Here is a 13,754-nt window from a genome sequence, read left to right on the forward strand (position 1 = left end):
ATTCTGACAATTTCTGATAAATTCTAACCGAGTGAATATCATGCGTGTGTCGGAAAAGGGCCAGATCACAATCCCCAAACACCTAAGGGAACGGGCCGGGATTGCTCCGAATTCCGAGGTGACGGTGGATTTTGATGGAGGAAGGCTGATCATCGCGGCAGCCGACCGGCAGGCGGAAAAGGCCAACCGGGCGAGGTTGGAGCGTTTCATGCAGGCATTGCGCAAACTCGAAGGAACCGGGGATCAATCGATCAACGCCGATCAATTGATGCAGATAACACGGGACCGGTGAGACATGCGGGTGCTGGTCGACACCAATGTACTGGTGGATGTGGCGGTCAGCGATCCGGACTGGGCGCAATGGTCGCGGACGGCATTGATGCAAGCCTTTGAACGGGGACTGGTGATCAACCCGATCGTTTTTTCCGAGTTCAGTGTCCGCTACGAGACCTACGATGCGGCTATGGATGCATTGGATTTCGAAGAGTTCCAGCGGGAAAACCTGCCTTGGGAGGCGGCTTATGCTGCTGGCCAGGCCTTCCGGCTCTACCGGCTGCGGGGCGGAGAGAAGGAGAAAGTGCTTCCAGACTTTCTCATTGGCGCCCATGCCGCCGTGCGCGGCTATTCGGTCCTGACGCGTGATCCTCGTGGTTACAGAACCTATTTTCCCGGTGTCGACGTGATCGCGCCAGACACCCATTCGTGAGAGTTCAATGATTGGCAAGCTCAAGGGCAGCATCGAGGAAATCGGCGAGGATCATGTGCTGATCGACGTGCACGGCGTCTGCTACGTGGCGTTCTGCTCTTCGCGGACGCTGTCGCGGCTGGGCTCGGTTGGCGAGGCGGCGGTGCTGTTCATCGAGACCTATGTACGCGAGGACCAGCTGAGGCTGTTCGGCTTCGAGAGCGCGCTGGAGCGGGAATGGTTCCGGCTGCTGCAGAGCGTCCAGGGCGTCGGCGCCAAGGTGGCGCTGGCTGTGTTGTCGACGCTGACGGCATCCGAACTCGCCAATGCGATCGCGCTGCAGGACAAGGCGACGGTGGCGCGGGCGCCGGGCATCGGGCCGAAGGTGGCGCAGCGGATCGTTGCCGAACTGAAGAACAAGGCGCCGGCGCTTGGCGGCGATGCCGGCGGAGCCATGGGGCTGAAGCAGGAACTGGGCGAGGGCGTTGCCTCCGCGCCGGTGGCCGATGCCGTCTCGGCGTTGTCCAATCTCGGTTATTCGCGCGACCAGGCCGCCAATGCCGTGGCTGCAGCCATGAAGCTGGCCGGCGACGATCCGGATTCAGCCAAGCTGATCAGGCTGGGGTTGAAGGAACTGGCACGGTAGCGAATTCCTTGCTTTTTGGGGAGGGCCTTACTATTTTAAAATGTAAGGATTCAATGGGAGTGCAAGGACATGGGGGTGGAGTCAAAGATTACCACCAAAGGCCAGACAACGATCCCGATCGAGGTTCGTGAATATCTGAAAGTTGGGGCGGGCGATCGCATCGGCTATGAATTCGTCGACGGTAAGGTGGTGCTGGTGCCGAAGAACCGGAGCGCCCTCGATTTCGCAGGTGTCCTTTTTGAACCAGACCGCGAACAGGTGTCCGTCGAAGCCATGAACGAGGCAATCGGCGAGTCTGTCTCCGACCGATACGAGCGGTCGCATGATCGGGATTGACACCAATGTCATCGTCCGGCTCTTGACGCGGGATGATCCCGAACAGTTCGACGCTGCGGTCCGGCTGGTGAAGGCCAGCGGTCCCGACAGGCCGCTGTTTGTCAATCCGATTGTGGTTGCCGAAACCATCTGGGTGCTCGAGCGAATCTACAAGACCGACCGGGCGACGGCCCGAAAGCAAGTGGCTGGGCTGCTCGACACAGTGGAAATCAAGGTGCCGGAGACTATGCAGATGGACGGCTGGAGCGAGTGGCTGAAATCGCCGCATCCGGACTTCTCTGATGTCATCATTGCCGGACTCAACAGCGCGAATGGATGTGAAACGACGATGACGTTCGACCGCAAGGCCGCCCAATCTGTCCCTGGTATGGAGCTTCTGGCATGAGCGAGCCCGATCGCCTGATCTCCCCGGACAAGCGCGGCGAGGATGTCGATACGACCCTGCGGCCTCAAACTCTGGATGAATTCACCGGCCAGGCCGAGGCGCGCGCCAACCTGAAAGTGTTCATCGAAGCGGCCAAGGGACGGGCCGAGGCGCTGGACCATGTGCTGTTTGTCGGGCCTCCCGGGCTTGGCAAGACCACGCTGGCGCAGATCATGGCCAAGGAACTGGGCGTCAATTTCCGCTCGACGTCGGGTCCGGTGATCGCCAAGGCCGGGGATCTCGCGGCGCTGCTGACCAACCTCGAAGACCGTGACGTTCTGTTCATCGACGAGATCCACCGGCTCAATCCGGCGGTCGAGGAAATCCTCTATCCGGCGATGGAGGATTTTCAGCTCGACCTGATCATCGGCGAGGGGCCTGCGGCGCGCTCGGTCAAGATTGATCTGTCGCGGTTCACTCTGGTGGCGGCGACCACGCGGCTGGGGCTTTTGACCACGCCACTTCGCGACCGGTTCGGCATTCCGGTGCGGCTGCAGTTCTACACGGTCGAGGAGCTCGAGCTTATCGTACGGCGCGGGGCGCGGATCATGGGGCTCGGCATGACCGATGACGGTGCGCTGGAAATTGCCCGCCGGGCACGCGGCACGCCGCGTATCGCCGGGCGTCTGCTCAGGCGGGTGCGCGATTTCGCGGAAGTGGCCAAGGCGGAAGCCGTGACCCGTCAGATCGCCGACGAGGCGCTGACCCGGCTGTCGGTCGACAGCATCGGGCTCGACCAGCTCGACCGGCGTTATCTCGACATGATCGTGCGCAATTTCGGTGGCGGGCCGGTGGGAATCGAGACGATTGCCGCCGGATTGTCTGAGCCACGCGATGCCATCGAGGACATCATCGAGCCCTATCTGATCCAGCAGGGATTCCTGCAGCGCACGCCGCGTGGCCGGGTGCTGACCGCGCGGGCATGGGGGCATATGGGGCTCAATCCGCCAAAGGACCTTGCCGCCACCCAGGCCAGCCTGTTCGAAGACGAATGACACAGCCAACACGCCGTACGATCCGGTTTAACGACGAGGGCCGGCGCTTCAATGCCCGCGTCGCCGGACTGGCGCTGCGCGACGGCCAGCTGTTGATCCACCGTGCCGTGCACGAGCCGTTCTGGACCATTCCCGGCGGAACCGCGGAACTTGGCGAAGACAGCCGGGCGACGCTCGTACGCGAGATGCGCGAAGAGCTCGGCATCGAGGTCAGCGTCGGACGGCTGGTTTTCCTGGTGGAGAATTTCTTCGATTTCGAAGGCCGTGCCTGGCACGAGATCGGCTGGTACTACCTGATGGACCTGCCGCATGACTTCCCGTTTTCGACGGATGGAAGGATCATCCACGAGATTGTCGACGGCAAGAACCGGCTCGAATTCAAATGGGTGTCGGCGACTCGCGATAGCCTCGCGGCGCTGCCATTGCCGCCGGTGTTCCTGGCGGACCGGATCGAGGTCCTGCCGGACACCACGGAGCATGTCGTCTGGGACGACGGCGTGCTCTGAACCCGTGGCATTGAGCATGCTTGGCGACATGATGCGTGCGAGCTTCGGACCAGAACCTGCCGGCAATGCTGCAGTGCCTCCGCACTGGTTTCATTCCGCTGCAACGGCGGCGCCGTCGTGCCAGATATCCGTCGCCGCTTGATGCGCCGCTGCCCGGATGTCCTCGCCGATGTGGGTGTCCTTGAGGGCGCGTGAGAGAATCATGCCTCCCACGCACAGGGCCGTCATCGACAATGCCCGGCGCCTGCGCTCATCCTCTTCGCCGTCGAGATTCATCTCGAAGAGGCCAGTCATGGCCTCCGCCAGTCGTTGATAGCTTTGACGAACCTGCGGCCCGGCACGGGCGACATCGGTGGCGTAGGCGATCAACGGGCATTGGCCGTCATTGTCCTCCAGATGCTCGCGCGAAAGATAGGCATCCACCATACGGCGCGCATTGAGCGCTTCGCGCACGGCGGGATTGATCCCGGCTTCCCGGCGCCACTCAGCGCCGCGTCCGCCCAGGAAGCTGATGGTTGCTTCCGCGAAGAGCTCCTCCTTGCTGCGGAAATGAGCGTAGAAGCCGCCGCGGGTAAGCTGGGCCTCGGCCATGATCTCATCAATGCTGACCTGGTCGTAACCACGCCGGTTAAACATCACCCTTGCGGCTTCGACAATCCGCTGGCGCGTCTTCTGCTTGTGGTCACTGGGGTAGGGCATCGCGCAGTCTCCTGTGTTCCCGGCACAAAAAGCACGGAATCAAAATATGTTCTTGAACATATTCTGGAGCCCGCCATCCTGGCTGTAAAGCAACAGGGAGTAATCACGATATGAGCCAGTACTTGCTTGCGTTTCGCGGCGGCATGCCGAAATCACCCGAAGAGGGAGCGAAAATGATGGAGGCCTGGAATACCTGGATGGGCGAGTTGGGGGACGCGCTTGTTGACCCGGGCGCGGGCCTCGGCAAGTCCCGTTTTCTGACGGGCCCGGGACAGGAGGAAACCGCGGGAAATCCTCTGTCCGGCTACACCGTGGTCGAAGCCGCCGATATCGAGGCGGCGCTGGAAATCGCAGGCCGCAATCCGATCTTCTCGCTTGGCGGAACCATCGAAGTCGCCGAACAGTTGAAGTTCTGAGCAGTGGCGACATGGTTTTTGGAATTCCCGGTCACGCTGCCCGTCGCCGCCTGGGGTGCCTGGATCCTGTGGACGGCCAAGTTCTAACGGAATCGGGCAGCCAGTTCGGCAATGCTCGCGGCGAGCAGTGGCTGTCCGCCCGGTTGCCAGCCGAGAGCGCGGATCTTGTCCGTCGTCATCGCTGCAACGTCCTCGCGGGCCGCGGGGGCGGGTAGCGGCACATCGCATCCGTTTTCCGCTTTCACACAGGCGAGGATCTTGTGCGTGTCGGTGACGATGTCCGAGACATTGAAGCTCTGTCCGCCGACCTTGTCTGCATCCGTCTCCAGCATCAGCCTCACGGCTTGCCCGGCGTCACGGCCGTGCACTTCGGTTCCGGCGCGAACCTCGACCGGGCGTCCGGCCAGGTAGTCAGCAAACAGGTCGTCCCACTTGTTCGGTCTGAGATCACCATAGACGCCGGTGAGGCGCAGGCTCGAGGTGGTGAAGTCCGGCGCATTCAGGGCCGCGAGCGCCTGTTCCCCCAGAAGCTTGATGTCTCCGTAGAGCGAAGCGGGCTTCAAGTTCAGGTCTTCCGTCAGTGGCGTACCCGGCGCCACACCGTCATAGACCGCGCGGCTTGAGAGGAACACCACGCGCTGTACACCGGTGTTCTTCGCGGCTTCGAACAGCCGGATGCTGCCATCGAGATTGAGCCGGCGGAAGCGGTCCGGATCATCGCCCTCTCCGCCGCGATAGCGTCCGGGCAGGTGGTCGAAGGCGGCATGGACAACGGCATCGATCCCGGCACAGAGATGTTGGTCGAAGGCTTCCGGATCGAGCGTGGCGGGGCGGAAGGCGACGGCCTTGGGGAACAGGTCATTGGCAGGCGGCGTCCTGCCCGCAACCGTCACATCGTAACCAGCATCAAGCAGTGTCTCGACGATGTAACGCCCGACCAGACCCGTGCCGCCGGTAACCAGGACCTTCATGTCTCGTCCAAACCGGAAGGATTCTGCAGCGATGCGATCTCGGGGATTGCCTTGCCCTCGTGAAATGCATGCCAGAGATCGATCAGCGGCCGCAGCCTGTCGGCCTTGGGATGGTCGGCCTCCCAGGGTTTTTCATACTGGTAGTGCAGCACGCCGATCTGTTTCCAGTCCCATAAGTCCGGCAGGTTGAACCAGACATATTGCAGCATGTTCATGGTGACGGGCAGCCCGTGCCAGTCGGGAAAGAAGGTCTCGAGAAATGTCTGGTCGGTGCGCCGCCAGAACACGTCAGGCTGGTCCAGCATCTCGAACATGGCGGCGAAGGTCTCGAGCGACGGCTTGGCAACGAAGACGCCGGAATTCATCCGGTGGAAATCCCGCAAGGTCTCGTAGACATTGGGGGCAGCGGAGAATTCGGGATAGTCGAACAGCTTGTCGATGTTCTTGAGCACCAGTGCATCGGCATCGATGAAGACGCAGGACCGATAGTCCGTCAGCTGCCAGAGCCTGAGCTTGCAGAAATTGTCGAGCGGCGAGTGAAACGCCGGTTTGCGCCCCTTGGTGAAGGGCGCATCGGCGTGCAGCCTGCCACGGGCATGTCGCTCATTGAAGCCATCGGATGTGTCTAGCAGCTCGGTCCGGACCAGGCGGCAGCCGAGTTCCGACAGTGGTTCCAGCGCCGAAGCATCGACGCCGCCGGTGTGCAGAACCATGATGTCGGCATCCGTACCGGTGTGCCGGATCGACCGGGCAAGCGCCAGCGCGCCCATGGCGTAGTCCGCGTTGGTGATGAGCGTTACATAGGCCCGGTCGCTTGCGGCCGGTTTGTTCGCAGTCAGGCCCGAAGGCAGGGGGCTTTCGGTGCTCATGAAACGGATTTGAGCGCCTTGCCTTCCGGGTCGCGGTTGATCGTATTGGCTATATCCCGGGTCCAGGCCGACACCGCCGGTACACGCGAACGGTCGACGCGGTAGGCGAATTTCTTCGCCACGTCGACGACTTCTTCCAGCAAGCCTTCCTTCAGTGTCGTCGGCTCAAGTCCGAGGCCGAGAAACTTCTCGTTGCGGACAACAAGATCGTTTTCGGCAGCTTCCTTGCGCGGGTTCGGCAGCCAGGCAATGTCGGCACCGGTCATTCCGGAGATCATCTTGGCCAGATCGCGGACCCGGTGGGTTTCGGTCATCTGGTTGAATATCTCGACCTTGGCGCCGCGCTCCGGCGGGTTCTCAAGCGCGATCTCGATGCAGCGCACGGAATCCTGGATATGGATAAAGGCGCGTGTCTGGCCGCCGGTGCCGTGCACGGTGAGCGGATAGCCGATGGCGGCCTGAATAAGAAAGCGGTTGAGCACGGTGCCGTAGTCGCCGTCATAGTCAAAGCGGTTGACCAGTTGCTCGTGACGCCTGGTCTGATCGGTATGGGTGCCCCAGACGATGCCCTGATGCAGGTCGGTGATGCGCAGATTGTCGTTCTTGGCGTAGAACTGGAAGATCAGCTGATCGAGGCACTTGGTCATGTGGTAGATCGAGCCGGGATTGGATGGATAAAGGATATCCTGCTTCACCGTCTCGCCGGCCATCGTGTCGATGCCGACCGGCAGATAACCTTCGGGGATCGCCGCGCCAACTGTCGAGTAACCGTAGACGCCCATGGTACCCAGATGTACCAGATGCGCATCGAGATCGAGCTCCACCATCGCATTGAGCAGATTGTGGGTGGCGTTGACGTTGTTGTTGACGGTGTAGTTCTTGTGCCGGTCGGTCTTCATCGAATAGGGCGCGGCGCGCTGTTCGGCGAAATGCACGATCGCGTCGGGGCGCTCTTTGGCGAGCCAGTTTTTCAGCACGTCATAGTCGCGTGCCATGTCGATCAGGTGAAAATGGATCTTGCGGCCGGTCTCGGCGTGCCAGATGCGGGTGCGCTCCTGGATCGAATCCATCGGGGTGAGCGACTGTACTCCGAGTTCGGTGTCGATCCAGCGTCGCGACAGGTTGTCGATGATGTGGATCTCATGCCCGGCATTGGAAAGATGCAGTGATGTCGGCCAGCCGACGAACCCGTCGCCGCCCATGATTGCAATCTTCATCGATGATTCTCCTGTGCCTGCATGGTTTTCATCCTGATAGATCGGTTTTATGACAGAAACACGATTGTCTCAAACCCATCTTCGGGTTGTGGACAAGTGCGCAGAGGATCGGGCAGGCCGGAAACATGGACATATCGCTTTCGGGACAGATGCAGGACGGCAGCCACCGGCTGACGCAGCGTGTCTATTACGAGGACACGGATTTTTCCGGTTTCGTCTATCATGCCCGCTATCTGCATTTCTTCGAGCGCGGCCGCACGGACTTCATCCGGCTTCTCGGGGTTTCGCAGGGGCAATTGCATGCGCAGAGCGATCCCGCGGATGTGGTTGCCTTCGTGGTCCGGCGGATGGAGATCGATTTCAGGACTCCGGCGCGGATGGACGATGTGCTGACCATCGAGACGACGCCGGCAGAAGTGCGGGGGGCACGGATGCTGCTCAGCCAGGTGATCAGGCGTGAGGATGAAGTGCTGGCGTCTGCAGAGGTGACTGTGGCGGTGATCAACGGTTTCGGCCGGGCGCGACGGCTGCCGGAAACGCTGATGCAGCGGTTGGCCGGCTCCGGTCCGGAGGACAAGCCAGCCGAGGAGCAGGCATAGTGATTGTTTCCTCGGACGATGAACTCGGAAAGCTTCGCGAGATCGGGAAGATTTGCGCCAATACGATACAGGTCATGGCAAAGGCAATGGAGCCGGGCATGACGACACGTGAACTCGACGGGATCGGAAGACGGTACCTCGAGTCTCACGGGGCGCAATCGGCACCGGAATTCTGCTATGATTTTCCCGGTGCGACCTGCATCTCGATCAATGAAGAGGTCGCTCACGGCATTCCGGGGGACCGTGTGATCGCGGCCGGGGACCTGATCAACATCGATGTCTCCGCGCTCAAGGACGGCTATTTCGGCGACACCGGCGCATCCTTCGGCATCGAACCGGTGGCCAACAAGACCCAGCGTTTGCTGCGGGATGGTAAAAGAGCACTCTCCGCTGGTCTCACCCAGGTGAAGAGTGGCGCGCGCTATGCGGCGATCGGCGACTCCGTCGGCAGGTTTGCAAAGAAGAACGGCTATACCTTGATCCGCAACCTTGCGAGCCACGGTGTTGGCCTGTCCCTGCACGACGAGCCCGAGGAGATTGCCACCTGGCCGGACCGTCGCGAGAAGCGCCTGATACAGGATGGACAGGTGTTCACCATAGAACCGTTCCTGTCCTTCGGAGCAACGCTGGCCGAAGACGGCGACAATGAAAATGACGCCTGGACGCTCTACTCCCTCCCACGCGCGCTGACGGTTCAGTTCGAACACACCGTTGTCGCAAGCCGCAACGGCCCGATCATCCTCACGCTTCCGGACTGATGGAAGGCGCCGGAGGCTGCCTCGCAACCGGATCCGAATCCTAACCAAGCCTTAACCATAATAATCTATTAGAGAAATCATTAGGATTGCGCGGATCGCGTGCGCCATCCTTTGACCAAATTTGACCGCGAGAAGACAATGAAAGTGGTTAGGCGGCAATCGCTCACTTCTGGTCTCCCGGTAAAAGTGACGTCTTGGCCGCCCGGTAATGAAGCCGGGCGTTTGGATTCGAGGGTTAATTGAATGGAACAGGTTGGACTTGCAGCAACCAGCGACGTAACGCTCTGGTCGCTCTTCATGCAGGCTGGTTTTGTGGTCAAGCTGGTGATGCTTGGACTGATCGGTGCATCGATATGGACCTGGGCCATTGTCGCGGACAAATGGATCTCGTTCGGCAAGTTCCGGCGCCAGCTCGACCAGTTCGAGCAGGTGTTCTGGTCGGGGCAGTCGCTTGAGGAATTGTACCGGACCCTGTCGGACCGGAAATCGTCGGGCATGAGTGCGATCTTCGTCTCGGCCATGCGCGAGTGGAAAAAGTCTTTCGAGCGCGGCGCCAAGTCGCCAATCGGTCTGCAGATGCGGATCGACAAGGCAATGGATGTGGCGCTGGCGCGAGAGGCGGAAGCTCTGGAATCCCGGCTCGGCTCGCTGGCGTCGATCGGATCGGCCGCGCCATTCATCGGGCTGTTCGGCACCGTGGTCGGCATCATGACCTCGTTCCAGGCCATCGCCGGATCGAAATCCACCAATCTTGCCGTGGTGGCGCCGGGCATTGCCGAAGCACTGCTTGCCACCGCGATCGGTCTGCTTGCGGCGATTCCGGCGGTGATCGCCTACAACAAGTTTTCCTCCGATGCGGGCAAGCTGTCCGCGCGGATGGAAGGTTTTGCCGACGAGTTTTCCGGAATCCTGTCGCGGCAGATCGACGAGCGGATGAACGCCCGTCAGGCCGCGGAATAGGGGGGGCGGAATGGGCATGTCCGTATCAGGCGGCCAGGGCGGCGGTTCGCGTCGCGGCAGACGTGGCCGTCGCAAGCAGCTTCTGAGCGAAATCAACGTCACGCCATTCGTCGACGTGATGCTTGTGCTCTTGATCATCTTCATGGTGGCCGCGCCGCTTCTGACCGTGGGCGTGCCGATCGACCTGCCGGAGACCGAGGCCAGGGCGCTGAATTCCGAGACCCAGCCGATCACGGTTTCGGTCAATTCGTCGGGTCAGGTGTTCCTGCAGGAAACCGAGATCGCAGTTGACGAAGTGGTGGCCAAGCTCGAGGCGATTGCCACCACCGGTTATGATGAACGGATTTATGTGCGCGGCGATACCAATGCGGATTACGGCACCGTCATGAAGGTGATGGCGCGTATTTCCGCGGCCGGGTTCAAGAACCTCGGCCTGGTGACGCTGCAGGAACAGGACAGTTGACGGCGCGCTGATGAAGGGAAGTCTGGCGACATCTACGGTTTTGCATGTGCTGGTGCTCGGGGCTGCGCTGTCGTCCTTCACCGCGCCGCGGACGCTTGAGGTCGCGGATGTGGAATCGTTTCCCGTCAGCATCGTGCCGGTCGAGGAGATCACCCAGATCCAGCAGGGTGAGAAAACCGCGCCCATCGCCGAGAGGGCTGCGCCAACGCCGACGTCACGTCCCGACCCGGTGCCGGACGCGGAAAACGCCGGAGACAATTCGGTTGATCTGACGTCCAGCGCGGCGGCCACGCCCAGCCCCAGGGAAGTGGTTTCGGAAGCGCCGCCCAAACCTGCAGAACAGCCGGCCCCGAAGCCTGCACCAGAAGTGCCGGAACCGGTGGCCGAGCCGACGCCGGCACCCGACCCAGTGCCAGAGGCCGCGGCTGAAAAGCCGGCGGAACCGACACCGGCTCCGGTCGATGTCGCGGCGCTGCCGGCCGAGACGACGCCTGATCCGGTGGCTGAAGCGATCACCGAGGCGGCTCCGGCCGAACCGCAATTTGCTGCCTTGCCGAGTGCCGGACCGGTGCCGCAAACCCGTCCGGAGCCGGCAAGGGAGGCTGCACCGAAGCCCGCGCAGGAAACCGCCTCGTCGAAGGAGAGCGATTTCAATGCCGATCAGGTGGCAGCGCTGCTCAACAAGCAGGATGCCGCGGGTGGCGGCGCGAAGCGGTCGACCGAAACCGCTTCGCTTGGCGGCACCCGGACAACCCGGGGCAACACGCTCAGCCAGAGCGAGATGGATGCGCTGCGCGGACAGATCCAGAAGTACTGGAACATCATTCCGGGCATGGCCGATGGCGGCGATGTGCGGGTGACGGTAAAGATGAGGCTTGATCCGGCCGGCAACATCATCGGTGAACCGGATGTATCGGCCAGCGGCGGTTCGGCTGGAACCCGTGGTACGCTGTCGGGCAGCGCCCGTCGCGCGGTTCTCAGGGCGCAGCCCTACCAGTTGCCGAAAGAGAAGTATGATTCATGGGCGGAAGTGATCGTCAACTTCGATCCCAGCCAGATGTTCTAAGCGCTGAAAGGCTGCATTATGAAAATGATCAATCACATTCTTGGCGTTCCCCTGGCCATGGTTGCAGCACTGCTGCTGCTCACGGCCGGGCCGGCGCGCGCCGTGGTGGAAATCGACATCAATCGCGCCAATGTCGAGCCGCTGCCGATCGCCATTACCGATTTCATTTCGAACGACGAGCTGGGTGCGCAGATCGCAGCGGTTGTTTCGGCCGACCTGAAGCGGTCGGGGCTGTTTGCGCCGATCGACAAGGCCGCCTTCATCGAGAAGATTTCCAATCCAGATGCAGCGCCGCGGTTCCAGGACTGGCGGGTGATCAATGCGCAGGCGCTTGTCACGGGCCGGCTGGCGCGGGAGGCCGATGGACGGTTGCGGGCCGAGTTCCGGCTGTGGGACACTTTTGCGAACCAGCAGCTTTCGGGCGAGCAGTTCTTCACGCGGCCCGAGAACTGGCGGCGCGTGGCGCACATCATCGCCGATTCCATTTACGAGCGGCTGACCGGCGAGAAGGGCTATTTCGACAGCCGGGTCGTGTTCGTATCGGAAAGTGGTCCGAAGACCGCGCGCCAGAAGCAACTGGCGATCATGGACCAGGATGGCGCCAATCTGCGCATGCTGACCAATGCCAATGACATCGTGCTGACGCCAAGGTTCTCGCCAAGCCGGCAGGAAATCACCTACATGTCGTTCGAGGGCGGCCAGCCGCGGGTCTACCTGCTGCAGCTGGAAACCGGTCAGCGCGAACTGGTCGGCAACTTCCCGGGAATGACCTTCTCGCCGCGGTTCTCGCCGGATGGGCAGAAGGTGATCATGAGCCTTCAGCAGGATGGCAACGCCAATATCTACACCATGGATCTGCGCTCGCGGCAGACGACGCGGCTGACCAACACCGCCGCCATCGACACCTCGCCGTCCTACTCGCCCGATGGCAACCAGATCGTTTTTGAGAGCGACCGCGGCGGACGCCAGCAGCTGTACATCATGGGTGCTGACGGCTCCAACCAGCGGCGTGTCTCATTCGGGGACGGATCCTATTCAACGCCGGTCTGGTCGCCGCGCGGTGACCTGATCGCCTTCACCAAGCAGTCGGGCGGCAAGTTCTCGATCGGCGTGATGAAGACCGACGGGTCCGGCGAACGCATCCTGACCACCGGCTTTCACAATGAGGGGCCGACATGGAGCCCCAACGGGCGGGTGCTGATGTTCTTTCGCCAGCCCGCGGGGGCTGGCGGTCCGCAGATCTACTCGATCGACCTGACCGGCTACAACGAGCAACTGGTCAGCACGCCGAGCTATGCGTCGGACCCGGCCTGGTCGCCCTTGCTGGAGTAGGGGTAGATCCTGAAAACGGCAGGATTTCGCCGTCTTTGCGCCTCATTGTGCGTTCAAACGCTGCAATCAGGAACGAAAATGATGAAAAATTAACTGTCTTTGTTCAACGCCGATTAACCGCGACCGGTTACAAACGGTCAACCAAACACTTCCAAGGAGTCCGGCCATGCGCCGCATGCAAGAACTTGCCCGCAACCCGGCGATGATCGCGCTTTTTGCTGCGCTCATGCTGACAGGCTGCGCATCGAAAAAGAACAATCTGCCCAACAATGCCGCCGATCTCGGCCTTGCGGGGAACGCAGCCCCGGGCACGCAGCAGGATTTCACCGTCAATGTCGGTGACCGGATCTTCTTCGACACCGACTCTTCGGTCATCCGCGCTGATGCTGCGGCGACGCTTGATCGTCAGGCGCAGTGGCTCAACCAGTATCCGAACTATCAGATCACCGTTGAAGGCCATGCCGACGAACGCGGCACCCGCGAATACAACCTCGCGCTCGGTGCGCGCCGCGCCGCTGCCACACGGCAGTATCTCTCGACCCGTGGCGTGGCTGCAAACCGCATCAACACGATATCGTTCGGCAAGGAGCGTCCGGTCGCGGTCTGCGATGACATCTCCTGCTGGTCGCAGAACCGGCGTGCAGTCACTGTTCTCGGCGGCGCCGGAAGCTGACCGCAGATAGCGGACGTTGAATGCAGGATGGCGGTCTCAGGGCCGCCATCTTTTTTGTGTCAGGTGCTTTTCACCATAGTTTGGCCGGTTTGTGCGTTGATTTGGGGTCCTGCCATGCGTTATTCGAGTTGTCCGGGCA

Annotated in this window: 19 protein-coding genes; 15 read left to right on the plus strand and 4 right to left on the minus strand. The window is 61.5% G+C overall.

Features of this window, described 5'->3' with window-relative positions; genetic code table 11:
• Nucleotides 1-40 precede the first annotated feature (40 nt).
• The 7 genes from SPHINGO391_RS03630 (at nt 41) to SPHINGO391_RS03660 (ending at nt 3,592) form a co-directional block, all read left to right on the plus strand.
• A complete protein-coding gene (locus SPHINGO391_RS03630; protein ID WP_152007548.1) occupies nt 41-292 on the plus strand; it encodes an AbrB/MazE/SpoVT family DNA-binding domain-containing protein in 252 nt (83 codons plus the stop codon).
• A gap of 3 nt (nt 293-295) precedes the next feature.
• Complete coding sequence (locus SPHINGO391_RS03635; protein WP_152007549.1) at nt 296-706, plus strand: type II toxin-antitoxin system VapC family toxin; 411 nt, start codon at nt 296-298, stop codon at nt 704-706.
• Between the two features lie 7 nt (nt 707-713).
• A complete protein-coding gene (ruvA, locus tag SPHINGO391_RS03640) occupies nt 714-1,331 on the plus strand; it encodes a Holliday junction branch migration protein RuvA (RefSeq protein WP_152007550.1) in 618 nt (205 codons plus the stop codon).
• Between the two features lie 69 nt (nt 1,332-1,400).
• Nucleotides 1,401-1,667 carry a type II toxin-antitoxin system PrlF family antitoxin gene (locus SPHINGO391_RS03645; protein WP_152007551.1) on the plus strand — a complete coding sequence of 89 codons (267 nt, stop codon included), beginning with the start codon at nt 1,401-1,403 and terminating at the stop codon, nt 1,665-1,667.
• Nucleotides 1,654-2,052, plus strand: coding sequence for a type II toxin-antitoxin system VapC family toxin (locus SPHINGO391_RS03650; protein WP_152007552.1), 399 nt, complete (start codon nt 1,654-1,656; stop codon nt 2,050-2,052). Before SPHINGO391_RS03645 ends, SPHINGO391_RS03650 begins: the two co-directional genes overlap by 14 nt.
• Nucleotides 2,049-3,086, plus strand: coding sequence for a Holliday junction branch migration DNA helicase RuvB (gene ruvB / locus SPHINGO391_RS03655; protein WP_152007553.1), 1,038 nt, complete (start codon nt 2,049-2,051; stop codon nt 3,084-3,086). Before SPHINGO391_RS03650 ends, ruvB begins: the two co-directional genes overlap by 4 nt.
• Complete coding sequence (locus tag SPHINGO391_RS03660) at nt 3,083-3,592, plus strand: NUDIX hydrolase (RefSeq protein WP_152007554.1); 510 nt, start codon at nt 3,083-3,085, stop codon at nt 3,590-3,592. The genes ruvB and SPHINGO391_RS03660 overlap by 4 nt, the downstream gene beginning before the upstream one ends.
• A gap of 90 nt (nt 3,593-3,682) precedes the next feature.
• Here SPHINGO391_RS03660 and SPHINGO391_RS03665 read toward each other — a convergent pair whose 3' ends face one another.
• Nucleotides 3,683-4,291 (minus strand): TetR/AcrR family transcriptional regulator, encoded by a 609-nt coding sequence (locus SPHINGO391_RS03665; protein WP_152007555.1) that lies wholly within the window; start codon nt 4,289-4,291, stop codon nt 3,683-3,685.
• Between the two features lie 110 nt (nt 4,292-4,401).
• On the opposite strand from SPHINGO391_RS03665, the gene SPHINGO391_RS03670 reads away from it, so the two are divergent.
• On the plus strand, nt 4,402-4,707 hold the full coding sequence (locus SPHINGO391_RS03670; RefSeq protein ID WP_152007556.1) for a hypothetical protein: 306 nt from the start codon (nt 4,402-4,404) through the stop codon (nt 4,705-4,707).
• Nucleotides 4,708-4,790: 83 nt separating this feature from the next.
• Here SPHINGO391_RS03670 and SPHINGO391_RS03675 read toward each other — a convergent pair whose 3' ends face one another.
• Genes SPHINGO391_RS03675 through SPHINGO391_RS03685 form a run of 3 tightly spaced genes read right to left on the minus strand, consistent with a single transcriptional unit; the run spans nt 4,791 to nt 7,764 of the window.
• Nucleotides 4,791-5,678 carry an NAD(P)-dependent oxidoreductase gene (locus SPHINGO391_RS03675; RefSeq protein WP_152007557.1) on the minus strand — a complete coding sequence of 296 codons (888 nt, stop codon included), beginning with the start codon at nt 5,676-5,678 and terminating at the stop codon, nt 4,791-4,793.
• Entirely contained in the window at nt 5,675-6,547 is an 873-nt protein-coding gene (locus tag SPHINGO391_RS03680) for a glycosyltransferase (RefSeq protein WP_152007558.1), read from the minus strand. The genes SPHINGO391_RS03675 and SPHINGO391_RS03680 overlap by 4 nt, the downstream gene beginning before the upstream one ends.
• Nucleotides 6,544-7,764, minus strand: a complete 1,221-nt coding sequence (locus tag SPHINGO391_RS03685) for an NAD-dependent epimerase/dehydratase family protein (RefSeq protein ID WP_152007559.1) — start codon at nt 7,762-7,764, stop codon at nt 6,544-6,546. Before SPHINGO391_RS03685 ends, SPHINGO391_RS03680 begins: the two co-directional genes overlap by 4 nt.
• Before the next feature lie 125 nt (nt 7,765-7,889).
• Between SPHINGO391_RS03685 and ybgC the strand changes: the two genes are divergently transcribed.
• The 7 genes from ybgC (at nt 7,890) to pal (ending at nt 13,615) form a co-directional block, all read left to right on the plus strand.
• Nucleotides 7,890-8,363: a tol-pal system-associated acyl-CoA thioesterase gene (gene ybgC / locus SPHINGO391_RS03690; protein WP_152007560.1), complete on the plus strand. Its 474-nt coding sequence runs from the start codon at nt 7,890-7,892 to the stop codon at nt 8,361-8,363.
• Complete coding sequence (gene map / locus SPHINGO391_RS03695; protein ID WP_152007561.1) at nt 8,363-9,121, plus strand: type I methionyl aminopeptidase; 759 nt, start codon at nt 8,363-8,365, stop codon at nt 9,119-9,121. The genes ybgC and map overlap by 1 nt, the downstream gene beginning before the upstream one ends.
• Nucleotides 9,122-9,364: 243 nt before the next feature.
• On the plus strand, nt 9,365-10,081 hold the full coding sequence (gene tolQ / locus SPHINGO391_RS03700) for a protein TolQ (RefSeq protein ID WP_152007562.1): 717 nt from the start codon (nt 9,365-9,367) through the stop codon (nt 10,079-10,081).
• A gap of 10 nt (nt 10,082-10,091) precedes the next feature.
• Entirely contained in the window at nt 10,092-10,544 is a 453-nt protein-coding gene (tolR, locus tag SPHINGO391_RS03705; protein ID WP_152007563.1) for a protein TolR, read from the plus strand.
• 10 nt (nt 10,545-10,554) lie between these two features.
• The gene (locus SPHINGO391_RS03710) at nt 10,555-11,610 is read left to right on the plus strand and encodes a hypothetical protein (protein WP_152007564.1); all 1,056 of its coding nucleotides are present in this window, start codon (nt 10,555-10,557) and stop codon (nt 11,608-11,610) included.
• 18 nt (nt 11,611-11,628) lie between these two features.
• On the plus strand, nt 11,629-12,942 hold the full coding sequence (gene tolB / locus SPHINGO391_RS03715) for a Tol-Pal system beta propeller repeat protein TolB (RefSeq protein WP_193217174.1): 1,314 nt from the start codon (nt 11,629-11,631) through the stop codon (nt 12,940-12,942).
• Nucleotides 12,943-13,108: 166 nt separating this feature from the next.
• Nucleotides 13,109-13,615 (plus strand): peptidoglycan-associated lipoprotein Pal, encoded by a 507-nt coding sequence (gene pal, locus SPHINGO391_RS03720; RefSeq protein WP_152007565.1) that lies wholly within the window; start codon nt 13,109-13,111, stop codon nt 13,613-13,615.
• Nucleotides 13,616-13,754 lie beyond the last annotated feature (139 nt).

The organism is Hoeflea sp. EC-HK425 (genome assembly GCF_902498795.1).
GTDB lineage: Bacteria > Pseudomonadota > Alphaproteobacteria > Rhizobiales > Rhizobiaceae > Hoeflea > Hoeflea alexandrii.

Coding starts and splice junctions, on each gene's coding strand:
- SPHINGO391_RS03630 (WP_152007548.1), top strand. CDS start 41: ATGCGTGTGTCGGAAAAGGGCCAGATCACAATCCCCAAACACCTAAGG.
- SPHINGO391_RS03635 (WP_152007549.1), top strand. CDS start 296: ATGCGGGTGCTGGTCGACACCAATGTACTGGTGGATGTGGCGGTCAGC.
- ruvA (WP_152007550.1), top strand. CDS start 714: ATGATTGGCAAGCTCAAGGGCAGCATCGAGGAAATCGGCGAGGATCAT.
- SPHINGO391_RS03645 (WP_152007551.1), top strand. CDS start 1,401: ATGGGGGTGGAGTCAAAGATTACCACCAAAGGCCAGACAACGATCCCG.
- SPHINGO391_RS03650 (WP_152007552.1), top strand. CDS start 1,654: ATGATCGGGATTGACACCAATGTCATCGTCCGGCTCTTGACGCGGGAT.
- ruvB (WP_152007553.1), top strand. CDS start 2,049: ATGAGCGAGCCCGATCGCCTGATCTCCCCGGACAAGCGCGGCGAGGAT.
- SPHINGO391_RS03660 (WP_152007554.1), top strand. CDS start 3,083: ATGACACAGCCAACACGCCGTACGATCCGGTTTAACGACGAGGGCCGG.
- SPHINGO391_RS03665 (WP_152007555.1), bottom strand. CDS start 4,291: ATGCCCTACCCCAGTGACCACAAGCAGAAGACGCGCCAGCGGATTGTC.
- SPHINGO391_RS03670 (WP_152007556.1), top strand. CDS start 4,402: ATGAGCCAGTACTTGCTTGCGTTTCGCGGCGGCATGCCGAAATCACCC.
- SPHINGO391_RS03675 (WP_152007557.1), bottom strand. CDS start 5,678: ATGAAGGTCCTGGTTACCGGCGGCACGGGTCTGGTCGGGCGTTACATC.
- SPHINGO391_RS03680 (WP_152007558.1), bottom strand. CDS start 6,547: ATGAGCACCGAAAGCCCCCTGCCTTCGGGCCTGACTGCGAACAAACCG.
- SPHINGO391_RS03685 (WP_152007559.1), bottom strand. CDS start 7,764: ATGAAGATTGCAATCATGGGCGGCGACGGGTTCGTCGGCTGGCCGACA.
- ybgC (WP_152007560.1), top strand. CDS start 7,890: ATGGACATATCGCTTTCGGGACAGATGCAGGACGGCAGCCACCGGCTG.
- tolQ (WP_152007562.1), top strand. CDS start 9,365: ATGGAACAGGTTGGACTTGCAGCAACCAGCGACGTAACGCTCTGGTCG.
- tolR (WP_152007563.1), top strand. CDS start 10,092: ATGGGCATGTCCGTATCAGGCGGCCAGGGCGGCGGTTCGCGTCGCGGC.
- SPHINGO391_RS03710 (WP_152007564.1), top strand. CDS start 10,555: ATGAAGGGAAGTCTGGCGACATCTACGGTTTTGCATGTGCTGGTGCTC.
- tolB (WP_193217174.1), top strand. CDS start 11,629: ATGAAAATGATCAATCACATTCTTGGCGTTCCCCTGGCCATGGTTGCA.
- pal (WP_152007565.1), top strand. CDS start 13,109: ATGCGCCGCATGCAAGAACTTGCCCGCAACCCGGCGATGATCGCGCTT.